Raw genomic sequence first — 3,473 nt, 5'->3', positions numbered from 1 at the left:
CCTGTGCTGGTAGACATCGGAAGGAAAACAGAATGGTCCGACAAGATTAGAACGGTAAAGGAACAGCTCAGGGAGATACCAGACAAGGGTATCAGCTATGGCGCACTGGCATACCTCAACAACGACGAAGAAACAAGAAAATCAATCCGAAGCACCAACGCGTTCCAGATCATATTCAATTACCTCGGCCAACTCGATAATTTTATCTCTCATAAGGAGTGTATCGATATGGTTCAGGGTTATGGTATCCGTCATTCTAGCGCCGAAGAAAATTCATCGCCACACAAAATTGAAATTGACATATATATTCTCAATGATCGGATGCAATTTAATTGGAGATATTGCCAATTTAACTTCCTTGAAAAAACTATAGAAGAATTAGGAGCCGATTACGTAAGAAAACTGAAAACAATAATCTCACATTGCATTGCTGTGAAAGATATTAAGAAAACACCTTCAGATTTTGGACTCTCCAAAGAGGTCAGTATCGAAGAACTTGATGAGTTTTTAATCTCACAGCCCATAGAGGGAAAAAACATTCAAGCTATTTATCCTCTAAGCCCTATTCAGGAGGGAATGATCTTCCACAGTTTATATAATTCAAATGCCAGTTCTTATTGCGAACAGCTGGTTTGTGATTTAGAGGGTTATATAAACCTAAGCGTATTGGAATTATCGTGGAGCAGTATTTTGGAAAAACATACTATCCTTCGCAGTAGTTTTCATTATAAAGATTTCAAATTTCCCGTGCAGTGCGTCCATAAGGAGTTAAAAATACCCTTTGAATTTATAGATGTTCGGGAAGTTCCGATAAATAAACAACCATCTTATGTTGAGGACTTGGCTTTTCAGAACAAAAAAGCAGGTTTCAATGTCGATAAACCCCCACTCATCAGAATAACTGTACTGAGGGTTTCAGAAGATAAATATAAAATGATATGGACCAGTCATCATCTGCTAACCGATGGTTGGTCAATGCCAATACTGATAGATGAACTCTTGGAAACATACCAGACGCTACTTGAGGGTAAAAAAGCGAAGGATGAAAAGATAGATAGCTATAAGGATTATATTGACTATTTAAGTCTTAAAGATCGAGAAGCAGAACGGTTATTTTGGTTGAATTATCTTGGGGAAAGCATCACAGGGACGTTGCTACCATTTGTAAATCCTACAAAATCGAGAAATAAAGGAGATGGTAGATATAAAAACCAGGAAATCAAAATCAATGGAACGCTATTAGATAGTATTAATCTTTTTCGTAAAAATGAACACATTACTCTGAGTACAATGGTGCAGGGAGTTTGGTCTTTTCTCCTAGCCCGCTATACCGATAAAGAAATTGTAAATTATGGCTTAACGGTATCTGGCAGACCATATAATCTTGATCGAATGGAATCCAGAGTTGGTATGTTCATAAATTCTATTCCAATTAATACGGCAGTCCGATCTGAAATGACTGTCAGTTCACATTTACAGGAATTAAATGAAAACCTAATTTCCTTGAAGGAATTTGAAACTACTTCACTAGTTGACATAAACCGTTGGGTAAATAGCTCAGAGGAACTATTCGATACCGTAATAGTTTTTAAGAAATATCCGTTCGAAGAATTAGAGCAGAAACAAGGCCAAAAATTGACATTTAAGAATATCGTATTTGAAGAGCAAAACAATTATTTACTAACTATATATGTAACTGAACATAAAAATGAAATTTCGCTCACTTTTAGTTATAATAATGATCTCATTGACCATACCTATGTAGACTTAATTATTACTCACTTTCAGAACGTTCTCAACCAGTTTTTATTAAATCCAACGCAAGCAATAGGTAATATAGAATTTTTGGCAGAATCTGAACTGAGACTTTGCGAACCCAATAATGAATCTTATCATAGCGTAGATCAAAATACCATTGATAAACTCATTCTTAAGACTGCTCAATCGGATCCTGAAAAGATTGCAATTGAAGACGGACTTAATTATATTACCTATAAGGATCTTTCCCAGAAAGCCAGTACTTTAAATAATTTTATCCAGGTCGCACTGGAACTTAACCCAGAAACAATAATTGGGATGTTGACTGATCGGGGAATAGAAATGATTACCTGTATCACCGGGATTTGGATTGCTGGTTGCGCATATTTACCCCTACACCCTTCATTACCAATTGAACGAATTATTACGATCATTGAAAACTCAGGGCTTAGAGTACTTTTTTACAGCAAAAAATACCAAAAAATCGCGTATGAATTATCTGTAAGTTGTAGTCAGTTACAGCATCTAATCTGTGTCGATCAACAAGTGTCTGGCCCTACCGATGACTGTTCTTCTGAAAGATGCAAGCTTTGGAATTATCCCCAACTCGTTGCACAATATTCTTTGGATATGCCCAGTCGATCACAAAGTGATGGTTTAGCCTACATTATATATACATCGGGATCAACCGGGATCCCTAAAGGAGCTATGATAGAGCATAAGGGTATGTTAAATCACCTATATGCGAAAATATCTGATCTACAAATCGATGAACATTCTATCGTAGCGCAAAATGCCTCTCAAAGTTTTGATATTTCCGTATGGCAAATGTTTGCTGCATTGACAAAAGGTGGAAAAACGCTTGTTTATAGTGACGACATAATTTTGGATGCAGAATATTTCTTCAGAACAGTTACAGCTGATAAGGTGACAATTTTGGAAGTTGTCCCTAGTTACCTAGCCATTTTAATGGAATTAGAGTCTGCCACTGCTCACAGTCAAATGCTCTCGTCACTAGAATTTCTTATAGTTACAGGTGAAACGGTTTCCAATACCTTGGTACGCCGCTGGTTTGAATGTTTTTCGACCATTCCAATAGTTAATGCTTATGGACCGACAGAAGCCTCAGATGATATCACCCATCATATTATGAACCATATTCCTGAGGGATTAACCGTTCCCATTGGAAAACCGATCGCTGGTTTCAATATATATGTGGTAGATAGGGAAGAACGAAAATGCCCAATTGGAGTAAAAGGAGAACTTTGGGTATCAGGAATAGGTATTGGAAGAGGTTACATTAATTCTCCGGAGAAAACAGAAGCTGTTTTTATGACAGATCCCTTCATAAAGAATCATTCGGTGAGGTTGTATCGAACGGGAGATATGGCTCGATATCTCCCTGATGGAACAATTGAATTTTTAGGCAGAAAAGATAATCAAATAAAAATCAGAGGACACAGGATAGAACTCGATGAGATTTCCAGTCATATATCTGACCTTTCAGAGATTAATGAAACAACTGTTGTCCATACCGAAATTAATGGAAACAGTTATATAATTGCATTTGTAACTTCAAATAGCAATAAACATATCAATATTTCGGAAATCAGAATAAAACTATCCTCTCGTCTTCCGGATTATATGGTTCCTTCGTTCATTGTGCATTTAGAAAGTATGCCGTTGACTGCGAACGGTAAGATTGACAAGTCAAA

The 3,473-nt window shown here is 36.8% G+C and carries 1 protein-coding gene; it reads left to right on the top strand.

Annotation, left to right across the window (positions count from 1 at the left end; genetic code table 11):
• Positions 1 to 3,473: amino acid adenylation domain-containing protein (locus tag BLR60_RS24515; protein ID WP_143009157.1), on the top strand; the 3,473-nt coding region annotated here is incomplete at both ends.

This window comes from Pedobacter terrae (genome assembly GCF_900100705.1).
In the GTDB taxonomy this organism is placed as follows: domain Bacteria; phylum Bacteroidota; class Bacteroidia; order Sphingobacteriales; family Sphingobacteriaceae; genus Pedobacter; species Pedobacter terrae.
Note: the sequence above shows the minus strand (reverse complement) of the source record. Positions and strands in the feature narration are given on the sequence as shown.